The organism is Aquabacterium sp. T101, from assembly GCF_057219775.1.
In genome coordinates this window covers 392,456-410,122 of sequence record NZ_JBXVVZ010000002.1, presented here as the reverse complement: position 1 = coordinate 410,122, position 17,667 = coordinate 392,456, and the positions used below count along the sequence as shown (strand labels likewise).

15 protein-coding genes are annotated in these 17,667 nt (G+C 71.0%); 8 read left to right on the top strand and 7 right to left on the bottom strand.

What is annotated here, in order from left to right:
* Positions 1-47: 47 nt before the first annotated feature.
* On the top strand, positions 48-1,019 hold the full coding sequence (locus tag AC2EAQ_RS09000) for a Bug family tripartite tricarboxylate transporter substrate binding protein (protein WP_484642372.1): 972 nt from the start codon (positions 48-50) through the stop codon (positions 1,017-1,019).
* A 30-nt stretch (positions 1,020-1,049) separates the two neighbouring features.
* Entirely contained in the window at positions 1,050-1,580 is a 531-nt protein-coding gene (locus tag AC2EAQ_RS08995) for a hemerythrin domain-containing protein (protein ID WP_484642370.1), read from the top strand.
* A gap of 27 nt (positions 1,581-1,607) precedes the next feature.
* Here AC2EAQ_RS08995 and AC2EAQ_RS08990 read toward each other — a convergent pair whose 3' ends face one another.
* The gene (locus tag AC2EAQ_RS08990; protein ID WP_484642368.1) at positions 1,608-2,567 is read right to left on the bottom strand and encodes an AEC family transporter; all 960 of its coding nucleotides are present in this window, start codon (positions 2,565-2,567) and stop codon (positions 1,608-1,610) included.
* A gap of 81 nt (positions 2,568-2,648) precedes the next feature.
* On the opposite strand from AC2EAQ_RS08990, the gene AC2EAQ_RS08985 reads away from it, so the two are divergent.
* Genes AC2EAQ_RS08985 through AC2EAQ_RS08970 form a run of 4 tightly spaced genes read left to right on the top strand, consistent with a single transcriptional unit; the run spans position 2,649 to position 7,467 of the window.
* On the top strand, positions 2,649-3,422 hold the full coding sequence (locus AC2EAQ_RS08985; protein WP_484642366.1) for an inositol monophosphatase family protein: 774 nt from the start codon (positions 2,649-2,651) through the stop codon (positions 3,420-3,422).
* 19 nt (positions 3,423-3,441) lie between these two features.
* On the top strand, positions 3,442-4,470 hold the full coding sequence (locus AC2EAQ_RS08980; protein ID WP_484642364.1) for an ABC transporter substrate-binding protein: 1,029 nt from the start codon (positions 3,442-3,444) through the stop codon (positions 4,468-4,470).
* Complete coding sequence (locus tag AC2EAQ_RS08975) at positions 4,467-6,395, top strand: ABC transporter permease (RefSeq protein WP_484642362.1); 1,929 nt, start codon at positions 4,467-4,469, stop codon at positions 6,393-6,395. Before AC2EAQ_RS08980 ends, AC2EAQ_RS08975 begins: the two co-directional genes overlap by 4 nt.
* A gap of 13 nt (positions 6,396-6,408) precedes the next feature.
* Positions 6,409-7,467 (top strand): ABC transporter ATP-binding protein, encoded by a 1,059-nt coding sequence (locus AC2EAQ_RS08970; RefSeq protein ID WP_484642359.1) that lies wholly within the window; start codon positions 6,409-6,411, stop codon positions 7,465-7,467.
* A 25-nt stretch (positions 7,468-7,492) separates the two neighbouring features.
* On the opposite strand, the gene AC2EAQ_RS08965 is transcribed toward AC2EAQ_RS08970, so the two are convergent.
* From AC2EAQ_RS08965 to AC2EAQ_RS08950, 4 genes are all read right to left on the bottom strand, one after another.
* Entirely contained in the window at positions 7,493-7,849 is a 357-nt protein-coding gene (locus AC2EAQ_RS08965) for a hypothetical protein (RefSeq protein WP_484642357.1), read from the bottom strand.
* Positions 7,850-7,879: 30 nt separating this feature from the next.
* Entirely contained in the window at positions 7,880-9,217 is a 1,338-nt protein-coding gene (gene ccsB, locus AC2EAQ_RS08960) for a c-type cytochrome biogenesis protein CcsB (RefSeq protein ID WP_484642355.1), read from the bottom strand.
* The gene (locus AC2EAQ_RS08955; RefSeq protein WP_484642353.1) at positions 9,214-11,328 is read right to left on the bottom strand and encodes a cytochrome c biogenesis protein ResB; all 2,115 of its coding nucleotides are present in this window, start codon (positions 11,326-11,328) and stop codon (positions 9,214-9,216) included. Before AC2EAQ_RS08955 ends, ccsB begins: the two co-directional genes overlap by 4 nt.
* A 94-nt stretch (positions 11,329-11,422) precedes the next feature.
* Positions 11,423-12,043, bottom strand: a complete 621-nt coding sequence (locus AC2EAQ_RS08950) for a c-type cytochrome (protein ID WP_484642351.1) — start codon at positions 12,041-12,043, stop codon at positions 11,423-11,425.
* A 69-nt stretch (positions 12,044-12,112) separates the two neighbouring features.
* Between AC2EAQ_RS08950 and yihA the strand changes: the two genes are divergently transcribed.
* Together yihA and AC2EAQ_RS08940 are read left to right on the top strand one after the other, a co-directional pair.
* Complete coding sequence (gene yihA / locus AC2EAQ_RS08945) at positions 12,113-12,781, top strand: ribosome biogenesis GTP-binding protein YihA/YsxC (RefSeq protein ID WP_484642349.1); 669 nt, start codon at positions 12,113-12,115, stop codon at positions 12,779-12,781.
* Positions 12,778-13,680: an alpha/beta fold hydrolase gene (locus AC2EAQ_RS08940; protein ID WP_484642347.1), complete on the top strand. Its 903-nt coding sequence runs from the start codon at positions 12,778-12,780 to the stop codon at positions 13,678-13,680. Before yihA ends, AC2EAQ_RS08940 begins: the two co-directional genes overlap by 4 nt.
* Before the next feature lie 4 nt (positions 13,681-13,684).
* Here the strand turns inward: AC2EAQ_RS08940 and AC2EAQ_RS08935 are convergent, their stop codons facing one another.
* Both AC2EAQ_RS08935 and groL read right to left on the bottom strand, forming a co-directional pair.
* A complete protein-coding gene (locus AC2EAQ_RS08935; protein WP_484642344.1) occupies positions 13,685-15,889 on the bottom strand; it encodes a patatin-like phospholipase family protein in 2,205 nt (734 codons plus the stop codon).
* Between the two features lie 112 nt (positions 15,890-16,001).
* Positions 16,002-17,645 carry a chaperonin GroEL gene (gene groL, locus AC2EAQ_RS08930; RefSeq protein ID WP_484642341.1) on the bottom strand — a complete coding sequence of 548 codons (1,644 nt, stop codon included), beginning with the start codon at positions 17,643-17,645 and terminating at the stop codon, positions 16,002-16,004.
* Between the last annotated feature and the right edge of the window lie 22 nt (positions 17,646-17,667).

The window sequence follows — 17,667 nt, the reverse complement described above, 5'->3', positions numbered from 1 at the left end:
ACCCCTGCTTCCTGCCGCCCGCGCACCGATGCGGGTGCCCTCGCGCCATGAACCGCCAACAGTTTCTCCGAGTCCTCGCCGCGTCGGCCGTCCCCGGCGCCTTGTCCGCGCCCGCCCGGGCGCAGTCGGCGCCCCGCACCGTGCGCCTGGTCGTGCCGTTCCCGGCGGGCGGCGCGACCGACCTGTTCGCGCGCGCGCTGCAGACCCGGCTGGGCGAGGCGCTGGGCGCCAATCTGGTGGTCGACAACAAGCCCGGCGCCGGGGGCAGCCTGGGTGCGGACATCGTGGCCAAGGCGCCGGCCGACGGGCTGACGCTGCTGCTGGCCACGTCGAGCACGCATGCCATCGGCCCGGCGCTGTCGGTGCGCCTGCCCTACGACACGGTGCGCGACTTCACGCCCATCGTGCACGTGGGCAACGCGCCGAGCCTGATGCTGGTGCCCAACAGCTCGCCAGCGCAGAGCGTCAAGGAGTGGATCGAGCTGGCGCGCCGGCAGCCGGGCCGCATGAACTACGGCTCCAGCGGCAACGGCACCATCGTCCAGCTGACCGCGGAGCTGTTCAAGGCCCAGGCCGGCATCTTCGTCACTCACATCCCCTACAAGGGCACGGCGCTGGCGATCCCGGACCTGGTCACCGGCAACCTCGACGTGATGTTCGACTCGCTGCCCACCGGGCTGGCGCACGTGCGCGACAAGCGCCTGCGGGCGCTGGCGGTCACCTCGCTCAAGCGCAGCCCGCTGGCGCCCGAGCTGCCGTCGGTGGCCGACACGCTGCCGGGCTTCGAGTCCAACACCTGGTTCGGCCTGTACGGCCCGCGCGGCCTGCCGGCCGACCAGGTGCAGCGCATCAATGCCGCCGTCAACAGCGTGATCGCGCAGCCCGAGCTGCGCGCCCGGCTGTCCACCTTCGGCATCGAGCCGGTGGGCGGCACGCCGCAGCAGATGACGCAGATGGTGGCCGACGACCTGGCCAAGTGGAAGCGCATCATCGCCGAGCGCAAGATCACCAGCGACTAGGCGCCTGTCCCGACGCGCTATCGTGGCGCGATGGCCCCGACCCTGCCGATGCTCCACGCCGCGCCCGCCGCCGGCTTCGATGCGCCGTTCGACATGCTGGCGGCCTGCCACGACCGCGTGGAGCGCTCGCTCGCGTTGCTGGAGCGCCTGGCGGCGCACCTGCCGGCGCATGGCGCCGACGCCGCGGCCCGCGACGCGGCGCGCGACGTGCTGCGCTACTTCGACCTTGCGGCGCCGCATCACCACCAGGACGAGGAGCGCCATGTGCTGCCGGCGCTGCGCGCGGCGGGGCAGGGCGGGCTGGCCGATCGGGTCGTGGCCGAGCACGCGGCCCTGGTGGCGGCCTGGGTCGCACTGCGTCCGGGGCTGCAGGCGCTGGCGGACAGCACCACCGTGCCTGATCCGCAACGAGACGGCTGGGCCGCCTTCTGCGCTGCCTATCGCGCGCATGCGGCGTTCGAGGACACGCAGGTGTTCGCGCCCGCGCGAGTGTTGCTCGATGCCGCGGCGCAGGCTGCGATGGGACGCGAGATGGCGGCGCGGCGCGGGGTGACGCTCTGACGCGCACCGGGCGCGGCGCGCGCCGGCTCAGCCAGCCAGGCCGTGCCTGAGCGCCCAGAGCATGGCGTTGAGCGTGAAGAACGACGCCACGGTGGCACCCAGCAGCGCCGCTGCGGCCATGCGTTCGTGGCCATGGCGCATGGCCAGCAGCGGGAAGATGCCCATCATCGGCATGCCGGCCAGCAGGATCGCCGCGGCGTGCAGGTCGCGCGGCAGCGGCGTCATGCCGGCGGCGGCCACCAGCGCCAGCGCGCCCGTCACCAGCAGCGGATGCAGCAGCAGCTTGCCGGCCACCACCGTGGCGGCGATCGACCCCACGCCGTGCAGGCGGGCCGCGGCCAGCGTGCCGCCGATGACGAACAGCGACAGCACGCTGCTGGCCTGGCCGAACAGCGTGACCGTGCGCCCGGCCGGCGCGGGCAGGCGCCACTCGAACAGCGAGAACACCAGCCCCAGCCCCAGGCCGATCACCAGCGGGTTGACCGCCAGCCGGCGCAGCGACTGGCCCACGGCCTGATGCCAGCGGCCGGTCGGGCCCCGGCCGCGCTCGGCCAGGGCGAGCAGGATCGGCAGCACGAGGAAGTTCTCCACCACCACGTTCAGCGCCAGCGCCGCGCCGGCCACTTCGGGCAGCGCCAGCAGCAGGATCGGGAAGCCGACGTAGCCGCTGTTGGAACAGCACATGCCCATGGCCATGTAGGTGGCGGCGACCGGCTCCTGCGTCGCCACGCGGCGCGCCCACGCATAGCCCAGCGCCATCGCGGCGAGCGAGCCGGCCGCATAGGCCAGCAGGTAGCTGCCGTTGAGCACGTCGCCGAAGCGCTGGCGCGCCACCGCGTCGAACAGCATGCAGGGCAGGGCCAGGTTGATGACGAAGCGGCCCATCACGCGCAGGTCGTCCTGCGAGAACAGGCCGGCGCGCGTGCTGACCGCGCCGGCGGCAATGGCCAGAAAGATCGGGCCGGTGACGGCCAGGATGTCGAACATGCGATGTGGAGTATCGGCGCGGTCGGCGCTGCGGGTTGGCCCCGCTGACCGCGGCCGCGCCCTGCACTACGATGCCCGGCGATGACCCGATTCGAATTCTGCTGCGAGCTGGCGCGCGACGCCGGGCGGCTGGCGCACACCGGCTTCGGCCGCTCCGGCATGTCCCACAAAGGCCACCACGACGAGGTGACCGAGATGGACGCCAAGGTCGAGCGCTTCATCCGCGAGGCCATCGCGGCACGCTTCCCCGACGACGCCGTGCTCGGCGAGGAGGACGGCGCCAGCGGCGGTGCGCAGGCCGAGCACCTGTGGATCGTCGACCCCATCGACGGCACGGCCAACTACGCGCGTGGCATCGCCCACTACTGCGTGTCCATCGGCCTGATGTCGCACGGCGTGCTCACCGCGGGCGCACTGCACGACCCGTCGCACGACCGGCTGTACTGGGCCGGTCTCGGCACCGGCGCCTGGATGAACGGCGAGCGCATCCGCGTCAGCCCGGTGGCCGATCTGCGCGCCGCCACGGTGGAGTGCGGCTGGTCCACCCGCCGCAGCACCGACGACTACCTGGCCCTGGTGCGCCGCGTGTTCGACGCGGGCTGCGCCATGCGGCGCGCCGGCTCGGGCGCGCTGGGCCTGGCCGACGTGGCCGCCGGCCGCGTCGAGGCCTATGGCGAACTGCACATCAACTCCTGGGACTGCGCGGCTGGCGTGCTGCTGGTGCGCGAAGCGGGGGGTTTCACCAATGACTTCTTTGCCGGGGATGGTTTGAACTCGGGCAATCCGCTCGTCGCCACCAATGCCGCGCTGGCCCAGCCGCTGGCGCAGGTCATCGGCGTCGCCACCCTGATCTAGTTCCTTGCAGGAGACCTCCATGAAGTTCCGTCAATGGCTGGCCGCTGCGGCTGTCGCCGTGTCGCCGTTTGCCGCCACCCCCGCCCTGGCCCAGGGCGAGCTGGTGCTGTACTGCAGCGTGCAGGAAGAGTGGTGCCGCCCGATGGTGGCCGCCTTCGAGAAGGCCACCGGCATCAAGGTGCTGATGACGCGCAAGAGCTCGGGCGAGTTCTATGCCCAGATCAAGGCTGAGTCGGCCAACCCCAAGGGCGACGTGTGGTGGGGCGGCACGGGCGACCCGCACCTGCAGGCCGCCGAGGAGGCGCTGACCGACCCGTACGTGTCGCCGCGCCTGGACGAACTGCAGGACTGGGCCGTGCGCCAGGCCAAGGCGTCGAAGTTCCGCACCGTCGGCATTTACGCCGGCGCGCTGGGCTACAGCTACAACGCCCCGGAACTGGCCAAGCGCAAGATCCCCGAGCCCAAGTGCTGGGCCGACCTGACCAAACCGGCCTTCAAGGACGAGGTGCAGGTGGCCAACCCGAACTCGTCGGGCACGTCGTACACGATGCTGGCCACCCTGGTGCAGCTGATGGGCGAGCAGAAGGCCTTCGACTACCTCAAGGCGCTGCACAGGAACGTCAACCAGTACACCAAGAGCGGCGCTGCGCCGGCCCGCGCGGCGGCCACCGGCGAAAGCCTCGTGGGCATCACGTTCCAGCACGACGCGGTGACGCAAGCCGTGGGCGGCGCGCCGGTCAAGATCGTCAGTCCCTGCGAAGGCACGGGCTACGAGATCGGCTCGATGAGCATCATCAAGGGCGCCAAGAACCTGGCCAACGCGCGCAAGTGGTACGACTGGGCGCTGTCGCCCGAGGCGCAGGCCATCGGTGGTGGCGTCCGCAGCTTCCAGGTGCCGTCCAACAAGAAGGCGCCGGTGCCCGAGCAGGCGCCCAAGCTGGCGCAGATCAAGCTCATCGACTATGACTTCGCCAAGTACGGTTCGTCGGCCGAGCGCACGCGCCTGCTGAAGAAGTGGGACGACGAGGTCAGCAAGCTGCCCAAGTGACGGCACTCGTCCCCGGCGGCACCATGCCCTGGCGCCTGGTGGCCGCGGCCACCGGCGCGGCCGCGGTGGCGCTGCTGGTGCACGGCTTCGTCGGCGGTGGCGAAGCCTTCGGCGTGGTGCGCTATGCCGCGCTGTTCGTGCTGACCGTGATGTTCGCGCGCGCCCTGGCGCGCTGCGGCTTCTTCGTCAGCGACCCGACCGTGTCGACCATCGTCGTGACCATCGCGGCGATGCTCGGCCTGTTCATCTTCTTCCCGGTCGGCAAGTCGCTGCTGGCTGCGGTGCTCGACGCGCAGGGCCGCTTCGCGCCCGGCGTGGCGGTGGAGCGGCTGTTCGCGGCCGACATCTGGGGCCTGGGCTGCCTGGGCGGCGGCACGCAGTGCGGCGTGGCCATCAACTCGGTCATCCTGGCCACCATCGTCGGCTTCGGCACCACGGCCATCGGCCTGGTGATGGCGCTGGCGGCGCAGCGCGGCGGGCAGCGCTTCTCGGGCCTGTACCGCGTGATGGCGGTGCTGCCCATCGTCACGCCGCCCTTCGTCATCGCGCTGGCGCTGGTGGTGCTGTTCGGCCGCACCGGCCTGGTCACCGGCTGGCTCGACGCGGCCTTCGACATCCCGCGCTCGCGCTGGATCTACGGCCTGACCGGCGTGACGATCGCGCAGCTGCTCACCTTCACGCCGGTCGCCTTCATGATCCTGCACGGCGCGCTGGCCGCCGTGAGCCCGTCGCTGGAGGAGGCGGCGCAGACCCTGCGCGCGTCGCGCGCGCGAGTCTTCCGCACCGTCACCTGGCCGCTGCTGCGGCCGGCGCTGGCCAACAGCTTCCTGCTCGGCTTCGTCGAGAGCCTGGCCGACTTCGGCAACCCCGTGGTGCTGGCCGGCAACTTCGAGGTGCTGTCGACCAAGATCTTCTTCGCCGTGGCCGGCGCCCAGCACGAGCCCGGTCGCGCCGCCGCGCTGGCCACCGTGCTGCTGGGCTTCACGCTGCTGGCGTTCTGGCTGCAGCAGCGCTGGCTGGGCCGGGCCAGCTACGTCACGGTCAGCGGCAAGGGCGACTCGGGCCTGCCCGCGCCGCTGCCCGACGGGCTGCGCCGCGGCTGCGTGGCCTTCGGCACGGCGTGGATCGTGTTCACGCTGGCCTGCTACGCCGTCATCCTGGTGGGCGGCTTCGTCAAGGACATCGGCCGCGGCGACATGACCCCGGTGATCGCGCACTTCAAGGACGGCTTCGGCATCGAGATCCGCAACGGCTGGCCGGTGCTGGTGGGCTCGGCCTGGGACAGCTTCTTCACCACGGTGGAGGTCGCGGCGATCGCCGCGCCGCTGACGGCGGTGGTGGGCCTGCTGTCGGCCTACGTGATCACGCGCCAGAACTTCGCCGGCCGGCGCGCCTTCGAGTTCCTCACGATGGTGAGCTTCGCGGTGCCGGGCACGGTGATCGGCGTGGCCTACATCGTGGCGTTCAACGTGGCGCCGCTGGAGCTGACTGGCGGGCTCGCGATCCTGATCATCTGCTTCGTGTTCCGCAACATGCCGGTGGGCGTGCGCACCGGCATCGCGGCGCTGGCGCAGATCGACAAGTCGCTCGACGAGGCCTCGGCCACGCTGCGCGCGTCGACCTGGCGCACGCTCACCCAGGTGATCCTGCCGCTGCTCAAGCCGGCGATCGTGGCCACGCTGATCTTCTCCTTCACCCATGCGATGACCGCCGTCAGCGCGGTGATCTTCCTGGCCACGGCCAAGTACAACCTGGCCACTGTCTACATCATCGGCCGCGTCGAGGCGGGCGAGTACCCGCTGGCGATCGCGTATTCCACGGTGCTCATCGTCTTCATGTCGCTGGTGCTGCTGCTGGTGCAGCGGGTGACCGGCAGCGTGCGAATCGGCCGCCGGTCGCAGGCCGAGCTGGTGACGGGCCACTGAAAGCAAACGAGCCATGAGCAACGACAAGAACGCGAACCCGAGCGGCGTCGTCTTCGACAACGTCACCAAGCGCTACGGCAGCGTCACCGCGGTGGACTCGGTGTCCTTCACCATCGAGCCGGCCACGCTGGTCACGCTGCTGGGCCCGTCGGGCTGCGGCAAGACCACCACGCTGCGCATGGTGGCCGGCCTGGAAGCCGCCAGCGGCGGCCGCATCCTGATCGGCGGCAAGGACGTCACCAGCCTGTCGGCCGCCGAGCGCGACGTGAGCATGGTGTTCCAGTCCTATGCGCTGTTCCCGCACATGACGGTGATGGACAACGCCTGCTACGGCCCGCAGTCGATGGGCAAGTCGCGCGCGCAGGCCGAGGCGCTGGCGCATGCCAAGCTGCAGATGCTGGGCCTGGCCGGGCTGGAGAAGCGCCTGCCCTCCGAGCTGTCGGGCGGCCAGCAGCAGCGCGTGGCGGTGGCACGGTCGCTGGTGCTCGAGCCGGCGGTGCTGCTGTTCGACGAACCGCTGTCCAACCTGGACGCCAAGCTTCGGCGGCGCGTGCGCCAGGAGATCCGCGAGCTGCAGCAGTCGCTCAAGCTCACGGTGGTGTACGTCACGCACGACCAGTCCGAGGCGCTCGCGGTGTCCGACCGCATCATCGTGATGGAGGCCGGCCGCATCGCGCAGCAGGGCACGCCGCAGGACCTGTACCAGCGCCCGGCCAGCCGCTTCCTGGCGGACTTCATCGGCGACGCCAACCTCGTGGACGGCGAGGTGGTGGACGGCGGCCGCACCTTCGTGTCGGCCGGCGTGCGCCTGGCGATCGACCCGGTGCCGACGGGCCCGGCAACGCTGGCGCTGCGACCGCACCGGCTGCGCCTGTGCGCCGCCGGCGCCGGCCGCGTGGACGGCACCTGCCATCGCGTGGACTACCTCGGCAGCCACCACGAGGTGCTGGTCGACACGCCCTGGGGCACGCTGCTGCTGTTCGTGCCGGACGACGCGGCGCCGCCGAACGCCGGCGCGCAAGTGGGTGTCGACTTCGACCCTTCGACGATGATCGTGCTGCCGCGCGCCTAGTCGCGGCGGCGGTAGCAGCAGCGGCCTAGCGCAGCCCGCCGAGCTGGGTGTCGTTGATCACGTCGCCCGGTCCGCCGTCGTCGAACAGGCGCAGCGCGTTGCGCACCGCGCGCTCGCGGAACGACTTGCGGGCGAACAGCTTGGCCTGGGCCTGATCGGGCAGGTCGGTGATGTTGATGACGTTGCGCGCGATCAGCGTGTCGATCACGTCCTCGAGCACGCGCACGAAGTCGGCGTCGAGGCGGCCGAAGCCGCTGTCGGCGCCGCCCAGGAAGGCCGTCACCTCCGGGTGGTCGGCGCCGAGCAGCTCGGCGCCGGGGCCGGGAGCGTCGCGGTGCAGGGCGTCGATGCGGCCGTCCGGGCCACGGGTCACGTAGGGCATGTCGGATTGTCGGCCGGCGGCGGCCGGACTTCAGAGCTCGCCGTACGAATGCAGCCCGGACAGGAACATGTTCACGCCCAGGAAGGCGAACGTGGTCACGGCCAGGCCGACCAGCGCCCACCACGCCGACACCGCGCCGCGCAGGCCCTTCATCAGGCGCATGTGCAGCCAGGCGGCGTAGTTGAGCCACACGATCAGGGCCCAGGTCTCCTTCGGGTCCCAGCTCCAGTAGCCGCCCCAGGCCTCGGCGGCCCAGAACGCCCCCAGGATGGTGGCGATGGTGAAGAACGCGAAGCCGACCGCGATGGCCTTGTACATCACGTCGTCGAGCACGTCGAACGCCGGCAGGCGCGCCGCGATGCGCTTGCGCATGACCAGGATGCCGCCGACGATCAGCGCCGACACGCCGAAGTACACCGCCCAGTAGTTGGCGATGCCGCCGCCCCCCTTGCGGAACACGAAGGGCTCGAAGCACAGCACCACGCCCAGGGCCCACAGCGGCGCCAGCTTCCACCAGCGCGTCTCGTCGGCCTGCTGCTTGATCAGGTAGGCGAAGGCCACCATGGCGGCGATCGCGAAGGTGCCGTAGCCGACGAAGTTGGCGGGCACGTGCAGCTTCATCCACCAGCTCTGCAGCGCCGGCACCAGCGGCTGGATCTCGTGCGCCTCGCGCGCCACCGTGTACCAGACCAGGAAGCCGACCGCGGCGCTGACGATCAGCATCGCGAACGCGCCCAGCGCGCGCGTGGCGTAGCGCTGCTCGAACCAGAGGTAGAACAGGGCCGTCATCCAGCAGAACATGACGAACACTTCGTACAGGTTCGACACCGGGATGTGGCCCACGTCCGGCGCGATCTGGTGGCTTTCGTACCAGCGCACCAGGGTGCCCACCAGCGCCATCGCCACCGCGGCCCAGGCGAGATGGCTGCCCAGCCGCAGCGCGGTGTTGTCCTCGGCCTTGGCGAAGAAGCCGATCCAGTAGAACACCGTGCTCATGACGAACAGCACGCTCATCCACAGGATCGCGCTCTGGCTCGACAGGAAGTACTTGAGCAGGAACACGTGGTCGGCCTGCGCCAGGTCGGCGCCGAAGCCGTCGGTGGTGCGGCTGTACAGCGCGATGGCCAGCAGCGCTGCCGCGCCCACGCCCACCGACAGCGTGCGCAGCGCGCTCCAGAACCAGCCCAGTGCCACCACCGAGGGCACGGCGCCCAGCAGGATGGCCTTCTCGTAGCCGTCCATCGAACCGGAATAGCGGGAGAAGGCGTAGCCCGCGCCCGCCACCACGGCCAGCGCGAACAGCCAGTCCCAGGCCGTGCGGCGTGCCCAGTAGCCGGGGCCGCCGAGAGTGAGTGTGGTGGTGTTCATGCGGTGGACTCCTCGGGCCACAGGGCCCGTCGAAACTGTTCGAACTCGAGGTCGGTGTCGAGGGTTCGGCGGTTGCTCGACAGGGCCGCGGTCAGGCGGCTGCCGCCGGCGCCGTCGGCTTCGATCCAGATCCACAGGCGGCGTTCCCGCACGTAGAGCATGGCGAAGATGCCGACGATCAGCAGCACCGAGCCGAGGTAGACGATGGTCTTGCCCGGCGCGCGCGCCACCTGGAACACGCTGGCCTGCACCTGCTTGAAGTCGGCCAGCTGGAACAGCAGCGGCGCCGGGTAGAAGTGCGCGTCCGACAGCGCCAGCACCGCTTGCGTCATGAAGGCCTGGGCGGCGTCTCCGGGCACCATCGGGGCGGCACCGGCCTTCTCGCGCGCGAGGTTGGCCAGCTCGAACAGCGTGCCGTTGACGATGCGCAGCAGCACGTCGGAGATGCGGGCCCGCTCGGCTTCGGGCACGCTGGTCTCGATGAACTGGCCCAGGGCGGGCAGGCCGCCGCGAGCGGCGTCGGCGGCGGCGTCCTTGGCCGGCGCCTCCGCGCCCGCGAACAGCGCCAGCGCGCGCGTGGCCGTGGCGGCGAGCTGCTGGGCCATGTCGGCGCGGTCGGCCGGCGCGGCCTGCGCCACGTAGCGCCGCACCGCCTCGGCGCGCGCCTGCGGATCGTCGAGGGCGCGGCGCAGGCCGACCCAGGTGTCCAGCTCGCCCTTGTCGTCGGCCGGGATGCGCAGGTAGCGGAACTGCTCGCTGGGCGTGTCGCGCACGCCGGCCAGGAACACGCGCCGGCCGTCGAGTTCCACCGGCAGCATGTAGTTCTGGAACTCGCGCGCCTGGCCGGCCGAGTCGCGCAGCTTGTAGGTGACCGACGGGCCGACGTTGCGCAGTTCCTTCTTCGTGCGCGACTTGGCGCCCGAGCCGAGGTGGTCCTGCAGCGTGGCGGCCAGGTCGACCCGGCGCACGTCGGTGGACGACGCGGTCTCGCCGCCCAGGTTCTCGACGTTGATGACGCGCAGACCGGTGTATTCGAGCGTGAGCTTGTCGGTGCCGCTGGTGAGGTCACTGCTGCCGCCGACCACGCCCTCGACGTCGAACGGCTGCCCGAGCGCGCCCAGCGGCAGCGCGCGCAGCTTCAGCGACGAACCGCCGTCGTCGAAGCTGCTCTGGTAGATGGCCACGCCGCGGTGGAAGGCCGGCTCGTTGACCTTGACCGTGGCCGGGATCGCCTGCTTCGTCTCGTGATCGTGGATCACGATCTCGCTGGCGAACAGCTTGGGCATGCCGGTGGCGTAGTACTCGACGATGAACTTCTTCAGCTCCACGTCGAAGGGCAGGTCCTGCAGCACCACGCCCTTGGGCATCGACAGGATGGCGGTGCCGGCGCGCTGGCCTTCGGGCACCATCAGGTTGCCGCGGAAGGTGGGGTTGGCCGGCGACAGCCGGTGCTCGGGCTTGACGTCGCCGACGAGGCCGCTGCCCGAATACACGCTCTTGCCCAGCAGGGCCATCTGCGTGCGCACGATCAGGTCACCGTCGAGCAGGCCGCCGATGCACACCAGCACGATGGCCGAATGCGCGGCGAGGTAGCCGATCTTGTTGGCCGCGCCCTTGCGCGCGGCCACCATGGTGCCGTGCGGGCGCACCTCGGCCTTGGCCTTCCAGCCGGCCCGCTGCAGCAAGGCCGACACGCGCTGCAGCGCCGCGTCGGGCGGCTCGGTCGGGCGCGCGCCGCTGGCGCGATGGTGGAAGGCGGCCAGTGCCTGCTCGCGCACCTGCTCCTTCATCGCGCGCAGGTCGGTCAGGATCTTGGGCGTGTTGCGGACGATGCACAGGCTGGTGGAGACGACCAGGAAGCCCAGGATCAGCAGGAACCACGGCGCGCTGTACACGGTGTACAGGCCCACCGCGCCGAACACCTCGGCCCAGAACGGCCCGAACTGGTTGACGTAGTTGTTGGCCGGCTCGCCCTGCTTGACCACGGTGCCGATCACCGAGGCGATGCAGATCACCGTGAGCAGCGAGATCGCGAAGCGCATCGACGACAGCAGCTCGAGCGCGTCGCGCCCGGCCTGCGATCGTGGGGATGCGGCGGTGTCGGTGGTCATCGGCGGATTATCCCGGCCGGGCCTCGCCCAAAGGCAGAAGGCCGGTCAAAGACCGGCCTTCTCGTACTGGGTTCGCGCACCGGGCGCGCGGGAATCAGCGCAGTCCGGCGATGTAATCGGACACGGCCTTGATCTCGCGGTCGCTCATCTTGGCGGCAATCGTGACCATCTGCGCGTTGTTGCCGCGCGCACCGCTACGGAACGCAACAAGTTGGGCCTCGGTGTAGTCGGCGTGCTGGCCGCCCACGCGCGGGTACTGCGCGGGGATGCCGGCCCCGTTCGGGCTGTGGCAGCCGGCGCAGGCGGGCACGGCCTTGTCGGCGATGCCGCCGCGGTAGATCTTCTCGCCCAGCTTGACCAGGTCCTTGTCCTTCGAGAAGCCGGGCTTGGCCGTCTTGCTGGCGTAGAACGCGGCGACGTTCTTCATGTCGTCGTCCGACAGCGTGGAGGCGAAGCCCTTCATGATCGCGTTGGCGCGCTTGCCGGACTTGAACTCCTGCAGCTGCTTGGCGAGGTACTCCGGGTGCTGGCCGGCCAGGATGGGATTGGCGGGGCTGCCGCGGGAGCCGTCGGCGGTGTGGCAGGCCGCGCAGACCTGGGTCGCGAGGGCCTGTCCCTTGGCGAGGTCGGGCTTCGCGGCCGGGGCCGGGGTGGCGGCCATGGCCATCGTGCAGACGAGGGGCAGGGCGCCGATCAGCAGGGTTCGAGCCTTCATGGGTCGCTGGCTTGGTTGTGCGGTTGAGGGACGCCGGAGCGCAAAAACCCGCGAATTTTACAATGCCGCATGAACCCCCCCTCGGACAGCGCCTCCACGGCGAAAACGGCACAGGCCTGGGCGCGCAGCGCCCGCTTCCTGACCACGGCCAGCCGGCTCGACCAGATGCCGCTTCCGGAGCTGCCGGAGATCGCCTTCGTCGGCCGCAGCAACGCCGGCAAGTCGACCGCGATCAACACGCTGGCGCAGCACAAGCGGCTGGCGTTCGCGTCCAAGACGCCCGGCCGCACGCAGCACATCAACCTGTTCGAGCTCGGCCCGGCCGAGGCGCCGGACGCGCTCTTCGCGGACCTGCCGGGCTACGGCTACGCGGCGGTCGAGCGCGAGGCCAAGGTGCGCTGGCAGCAGGTGATGGCCGACTACCTGGCGCAGCGGCGCGACCTCACCGGCGTGGTGCTTCTGGCCGACTCGCGCCTGGGCCTGACCGAGCTGGACCATCGCCTGCTGCAGTGGATCGCGCCGCGCGTGGGCACGGGCATGGTCAAGCTTCTGGTGCTGCTGACCAAGGCCGACAAGCTGTCCCGGCGCGAGGCCGACGCCTCGCTGCGCGCCACCACCGAGGCGCTGGGCGCCTACGCCGGCGAGTCCTCCGACATCGGCGTGGTGCTGTTCTCGGCGCTGAAGAAGACCGGCGTGGAGGACGTGACGGGCCAGCTCTACGCCTGGGCGCATCCATGAGCGCCGCTGCCACGGAGCCGATCCGCACGCGCGACGTGGCGCTGCCGCACGGCATCACGCTGTCGTGCCGCGAGGCCGGGCCCGAGGGCGCCCCCTGCGTGGTGCTGCTGCATGGGTTCCCGGAAGGCGCCTTCGTCTGGGACGACGTGATGCAGCGCCTGGCGCCACGCCTGCACTGCGTCGCGCCCAATCTGCGCGGCTACGAGCGGTCGAGCGCGCCGACGGAGGTGCAGGCCTACCGCGCCAAGCATCTGGTGGCCGACATCGCCGCGCTGATCCAGGCCCTGGGTGCGCCGGTGGCCTTGCTGGTGGCCCACGACTGGGGCGGCGCGGTGGCCTGGAACCTGGCCGCGCAGCAGCCCGCGCTGCTGCAGCGGCTGCTGATGCTGAACTCGCCCCACCCGGCCACCTTCCTGCGCGAGTTGCGCGACAACCCGGCGCAGCAGGCGGCCAGCGCCTACATGAACTTCCTGTGCCGGCCCGACGCGGCGGCGCTGCTGGCGGCCGACGACCATGCCCGGCTGTGGCGCTTCTTCACCGGCATGGGGGGCCAGGCCTGGCTCGACGACGCCACGCGCGAACGCTATCGCGACATCTGGCGCCAGGGCCTGGAGGGCCCGCTGAACTACTACCGCGCCTCGCCGCTGCGCCCGCCCACCGGGCCGCAGGACGCGATCCACACGCTGGAGTTTGCCGACGAGGCCGTCACCGTGCGGGTGCCCACCACCGTGCTGTGGGGCGAGGGCGACACCGCGCTGCCGACAGCGCTGCTGGACGGGTTGCAGCGATGGGTGCCGGACCTCGACCTGCGCCGCCTGCCGGACGCGACGCACTGGCTGGTGCACGAGGACCCGGCCCGGGTGGCCGCCACGATCGACGAGCTGACCTCGCGCGGATGAGCGCCTAGGGCCGCCCCAGGAACAGCATCACGCCCGAGCTGCCCCGGGGGGCGTGCGTGAGGGCCAGGTACAGCGGCCCGATGCCGGTGTCGGCGCCGAAGTACACGCTCATGCCGCTGCGCAAGGCACCGAGCCGCAGCTCGCGGCGCGAGGCCCAGGCATTGCCGACCTCGGCCGTGGCGCCGACGAAGAAGGCGCGGCTGATCACCGGCTGGTAGGGCAGCTTCATGTACCAGCCCAGGCGCGTCAGCAGCACGTAGTTGCCCAGCAGCTGGCCGTCGCGGTAGCCCGACAGCTGGTGGAAGCCGCCGAGCTCGTAGCGGCCGATGGTGTTGATCTGCTGTGCGCTGGCCCCGCGGGCCAGGCCGTACAGGCTGAACGTATGGGCACCCACAGTGCGGACCCCGAGCGCCTCCGCTTCAAGCGCCCGGAAGCGGCCTTCGTCGCTGCCGTCGCCCAGTCGCAGGTCGGCCACGGTACGGAAGCCCTGCGTCGGGAAGTTCGCGTAGTCGAGCTGGTCGATCACCACGCCCAGCCGCAGGCCGGTCTGGCGCTGCACCACGGCGCCGGCCACGCTGGCCAGCGGCGCGGCCACCAGCGTGGGACGGGCGCGCAGGCGCTGTGTGGCCAGGCCGACGCGCAGTTCGCCGAAGCGGCCCCAGGTCTGGCCGAGGTCCACGCCGGCGAAGGCGGCGGTGCGCTTGAAGCGCGCGAGTTCGGTGCCGTCGTCGGCGTCGTAGAGCGTGCCGCTCTGGCGCTCGGCACCGGCGTATGCCGCCGCGAACCAGTCGTTGGTCAGGCCGATGGTCCAGCGCAGCGGGTGGTACAGCTCGGTGAAGACGCTTGGCACTTCGCCGATCTGCAGCCGGTTGCGCCACTCGGTGCCCGCGGGCGTGAGCCAGTGCCGGTTGTGGCTGACCTTCAGGTTGAACGCGCCGCGGCCCTGGAAGTCGGTCGACAGGTCGAGCCCGACGCGCAGGTAGTTCGGGCCCCAGGGCTTGTCCTCGAGGTCGAACACCAGGCCGTCGCTGTCGCCGCGACGCACGAGGCGGTAGTCGGCACGCAGGTAGTCGCCGCTGGCGGCCAGCGTGCGCGCGTCGCGTTCGGCGCGGCCGACGTCGAAGTCGGTGCCCGGCTGCGTCTCGAGCTGGGCTGCGAAGCGCGCCGGGTGGGTCAGCGTGGTGCCGTCGAACTCGACGAAGTCGATGCGGGCGCGCGGCCGGCGCAGGCGCGGATGCGCCTCGCGCCACTCGGCATAGGCCTGCGGCGACACCGACAGCGCCTGCAGCCGGCCGAGCACCGCGCGCGCGCCCGCCTCGCCGGCGGCGATGGCCTCGGCGGACTTGGCGAAGTCCGCCGAGGAAAGGGTGCCGAGCGACGGCGCCACCAGCACGTCGCGCGGGCCCAACGTGGCCAGGCTGCGCTGCACGTTCTGCTCGGTCAGGATGTTGATCATCTGCGCGGTGATGCCCACCACGGAGTTGAGCGTCTCGCGGCCGGCCACCGGCGTGCCGATGTTGACGACGATGACGACGTCCACGCCCATCGCGCGCGCCACGTCGATGGGCACGTTGTTGACCAGGCCGCCGTCGCCCAGGATGCGTCCGTCCACCTCGGTGGGAGAGAAGACGCCGGGCACGCTCATCGACGAGCGCAGGGCCAGGGCGAGGTCACCACGGTCGAGCACCACGGCGGCGCCGCTTTCCAGGTCGGTCGCCACCGCGCGGAAAGGGATCGGCAGGCTGTCGAAGTTGCCCACCTGGCGCACCGGCAGCGTGTAGCGCCGCAGCAGCGTCTCCAGGCCCCGGCTGGACGCTGCGCCGACCGGTGCGCGCAGCTCGCCGTCGCGCAGGCCGAACTCGATCAGCGGGGAGATCTCGAAGTCCTCCTCCTTGCGCCGCTGCGACAGTTGCTGCCGGTCGACGCGGCGCGAGAAGATGCCGTCCCAGTCGATCGCGCGCACGGCCGCTTCCAGCTCCGCCGCGCCCATGCCGGTGGCATACAGGCCGCCGACGATGGCGCCCATTGACGTGCCGGCGATCGCGTCCACCGGGATGCGCTCGGCCTCCAGCACCTTGAGCACGCCCACGTGCGACAGGCCGCGCGCGCCGCCGCCCGACAGCACCAGGCCGACGCGCGGGCGCGTGTCCTGGGCCAGCACCGGCAGTGCGGCGAGCAGCAGGACGAGCAGGGTGGCCAGGCGTCGCATGCGCCGATTGTCGATGCCAAAACGAAAAGGCCGGCAGCTTGCGCTGCCGGCCTTGTGGGGGTGCCGTGGCCGACGCTGGCGGCGAGTGCCGCTGGCGTCGGCGGACGCGGACTTACATGTCCATGCCCATGCCGCCCATGCCGCCCATGCCGCCGCCGGCCGGGGCCGGGGCCTCGTCCTTCGGGGCCTCGGCGACCATGCACTCGGTGGTCAGCATCAGGCCGGCCACCGACGCGGCGTTCTGCAGCGCCGTGCGGGTCACCTTGGTCGGGTCCAGGATGCCCATGTCGATCATGTCGCCATAGCTGGCGTTGGCGGCGTTGTAGCCAAAGTTGCCCTTGCCTTCGAGCACCTTGGCCAGCACCACGCTCGGCTCGTCGCCGGCATTGGCGACGATCTCGCGCAGCGGCTGCTCGACCGCGCGCAGCACGATCTTGATGCCGGCTTCCTGGTCGGGGTTGTCACCCTTGATGGTGCCGGCCGCCTGGCGGGCGCGCAGCAGGGCCACGCCGCCGCCGGCGACGATGCCTTCCTCGACCGCGGCACGGGTGGCGTGCAGGGCGTCCTCGACGCGGGCCTTCTTCTCCTTCATCTCGACCTCGGTGGCAGCACCGACCTTGATGACGGCCACGCCGCCGGCCAGCTTGGCCACGCGCTCCTGGAGCTTCTCGCGGTCGTAGTCGCTGGTGGCTTCCTCGATCTGGATGCGGATCTGCTTGACGCGGGCCTCGATGTCGGCCGCGGCGCCGTTGCCGTCGATGATGGTGGTGTTCTCCTTGGCCACCTCGACGCGCTTGGCCTGGCCCAGGTCGGCCAGCGTCACCTTCTCCAGCGTCAGGCCGACTTCCTCGGCGATGACCTTGCCGCCGGTCAGGATGGCGATGTCCTCGAGCATGGCCTTGCGGCGGTCACCGAAGCCCGGCGCCTTGACGGCCACGACCTTCAGGATGCCGCGGATGGTGTTGACCACCAGGGTGGCCAGCGCCTCGCCTTCGACTTCCTCGGCGATGATCAGCAGCGGACGGCCGGCCTTGGCCACCTGCTCCAGCGTGGGCAGCAGGTCGCGGATGTTGCTGACCTTCTTGTCGTGCAGCAGCACGTACGGGTTGTCGAGGATCGCGGCCTGCTTCTCGGGGTTGTTGATGAAGTAGGGCGACAGGTAGCCGCGGTCGAACTGCATGCCTTCGACGACGTCCAGCTCGTTGTCGAGCGACTTGCCGTCCTCGACCGTGATCACGCCTTCCTTGCCGACCTTGTCCATCGCGTCGGCGATGATCTTGCCGATCGACTCGTCGCTGTTGGCGGAGATCGCGCCGACCTGGGCGATTTCCTTGCTCGTGGTGGTGGCCTTGCTCGACTTCTTGAGCTGCTCGACCATGGCGGTGACCGCCTTGTCAATGCCGCGCTTGAGGTCCATCGGGTTCATGCCCGCGGCCACGTACTTCATGCCCTCGCGCACGATCGACTGGGCCAGCACCGTGGCGGTGGTGGTGCCGTCACCGGCGTTGTCGCTGGTCTTGGAAGCGACTTCCTTGACCATCTGCGCGCCCATGTTCATGAGCTTGTCCTTGAGCTCGATCTCCTTGGCGACCGAGACACCGTCCTTGGTGACGGTGGGGGCGCCGAAGCTGCGCTCAAGCACCACGTTGCGGCCCTTCGGGCCCAGGGTCACCTTGACCGCGTTGGCCAGGATGTTCACGCCTTCGACCATGCGGGCGCGGGCGTCGCCGCCGAAGACAACGTCTTTTGCTGCCATTTGTGTTCTCTCCTAGGGTTCG